The sequence below is a fragment of the Saccharopolyspora sp. genome (assembly GCF_017434145.1).
GTDB classification, from domain to species: Bacteria; Actinomycetota; Actinomycetes; order Mycobacteriales; family Pseudonocardiaceae; genus Saccharopolyspora_C; species Saccharopolyspora_C galaxeae.
The window spans coordinates 1-1,599 of sequence record NZ_JAFRFW010000628.1 but is presented as its reverse complement, the minus strand read 5'-3'; the positions used below and the strand labels follow the sequence as shown (position 1 = coordinate 1,599).

The window sequence follows — 1,599 nt, the reverse complement described above, 5'->3', positions numbered from 1 at the left end:
CCGCGTAGGGAGCTACGTCAGAAAGCGAACCCTGAGCGAGGAAGCAGCTGAGGTTCCGCTATCCGCACCGCTACGCAAATCCTTCCCAAAAGGTCGAATTCGCTCACACCGCGGTTCGAGTGGTCCCGGACTCCGACAGACCCTTCCGGTAGGTCTCGGCCAGCAGGTAGCTGGAGCCGAACGAGATCGCGCACAGCACCACGACGTAACCGGCGATCGCCATCGACGAGCCGGTCCAGCCGTACAGCGCCGTGCAGATCATCGGCGCCAGACCGCCGCCGAGGATGGCCGCGAGCTGATAGCTCAACGACGCACCGCTGTAGCGGAACCGGGTGCTGAACAGCTCCGAGTAGAACGCCGACTGCGGCCCGTACACCGCGGTCCGGCACGCCTGCACCACGATCCCGCCGAGCAGGAACAGCACGATCGACCGGCTGTCCACCAGCAGGAAGTACGGCACCGCGAACACCGCGAGCCCGGCCATCCCGGCCAGCGACATGCCGCGCCGCCCGATCCGGTCGGACAGCAGCCCGAAGGCCAGCATCAGCGGAATGTCCAGGAAGCTCAGCAGCGCGTTCGCGTTCAGGATCGACGTGCGCTCGTAGTCGAGCGACGTGGTGGCGTAGCTGACGACCCAGGTGGTGCCGACGTAGAAGGTCGCGTTCGTGGCCAGGAACGAACCCGCGGCGAGCGCGACGGTCCGCGGGTGTTCGCGCAGCACGTCGAGCACGGGTGTGCGGGTGTGCTGCGCCTGCTCGCGGGCGGCCTCCTGGAACACCGGGCTCTCACTGATCTTGAGCCGGATGAGCAGGCCGAGCCCGATCAGCAGCGCGCTGCACAGGAACGGGATGCGCCAGCCCCACGCCACGAACTGCGCGTCGGTCAGGTTCGCGGAAAGCACCGAGAAGGTGAGGTTGCCCAGCAGCAGGCCCGCGGGCACCCCGATCTGCGGCCAGCTGCCGTAGAAGCCGCGCCGGTTCTGCGGTGCGTGCTCCACCGCCATCAGCGCCGCACCGCCCCATTCGCCGCCGACGCCGAGGCCCTGCGCGAACCGCAGCGCGGTCAGCAGCAGCGGCGCCCACACGCCGATCGAGTCGTAGCCGGGCAGCGCTCCGATCAGCACCGTGGCCACGCCCATCAGCAGCAGCGAGGTGACCAGCACGGGTTTGCGCCCGCGCCGATCGCCGAAGTGCGCGAACAGCACTCCGCCCAGCGGCCGGGCGACGAATCCGATGGCGAAGGTCGCGAACGATGCGATGGTGCCGACCATCGGGGCGAACTCGGGGAAGAACAGCTCGTTGAACACCAGCGCGGCGGCGGTGCCGTAGATGAAGAAGTCGAACCATTCGATCGTCGTGCCGATGAGGCTGGCGAACGCCACCCTGCGGGCGTTGCCCGGGCCGGTGCCGCTGGGGGAACCAGCGTTGCTCGGGGGAACAGCCATCGCGAACGCACCCTTCGGATGTGTGGTCCAAATAACTAACGCTGTAAGGTTCGCAGCACGCTAATCACCGGCCGCCACGCCGACAAGGGGCGAATCGAAAAATCCAGGCACCGGCGGCGGATCCGGTGCGGCCGGTCGTGCTGGGATGGGCTGAT

The 1,599-nt window shown here is 68.0% G+C and carries 1 protein-coding gene; it reads right to left on the bottom strand.

The window, feature by feature from the left end; all coding sequences use genetic code 11:
• Positions 1 to 103: 103 nt before the first annotated feature.
• A complete protein-coding gene (locus IJH84_RS17315; protein ID WP_200069736.1) occupies positions 104 to 1,444 on the bottom strand; it encodes an MFS transporter in 1,341 nt (446 codons plus the stop codon).
• Positions 1,445 to 1,599 lie beyond the last annotated feature (155 nt).

Coding starts and splice junctions, on each gene's coding strand:
- IJH84_RS17315 (WP_200069736.1), bottom strand. CDS start 1,444: ATGGCTGTTCCCCCGAGCAACGCTGGTTCCCCCAGCGGCACCGGCCCG.